The sequence below is a fragment of the Vibrio sp. SALL6 genome (genome assembly GCF_002002385.1).
GTDB classification, from domain to species: Bacteria; Pseudomonadota; Gammaproteobacteria; order Enterobacterales; family Vibrionaceae; genus Vibrio; species Vibrio parahaemolyticus.
Genome location: NZ_MQVK01000057.1, coordinates 1 through 300 on the forward strand (window position 1 = coordinate 1; position 300 = coordinate 300).

Here is a 300-nt window from a genome sequence, read left to right on the forward strand (position 1 = left end):
CCGCTCGACGCCGTTATCGTTCCCCGAAGGTTCAGATAACTCGTTTCCGCTCGACTTGCATGTGTTAGGCCTGCCGCCAGCGTTCAATCTGAGCCATGATCAAACTCTTCAATTTAAAGTTTTGTTCGGCTCAATGAATACTGAACATTACATAAAGTAATGTTTGAATTGACTGTGCTGAATCCGAAGATTCAATGGTCACTTCGTTTCATTGAAACCTAATTTGATACCGAGGTATCTAATTGGATTATCATCAACGAGTGCCCACACAGATTGATAGGTCTATATTGTTAAAGAGCT

The 300-nt window shown here is 41.7% G+C and carries 1 rRNA gene; it reads right to left on the bottom strand.

Annotated features, from left to right (window positions below):
* A 16S ribosomal RNA gene (locus tag BIW15_RS23605) occupies positions 1 to 115 on the bottom strand; the annotation flags it as partial.
* Between the last annotated feature and the right edge of the window lie 185 nt (positions 116 to 300).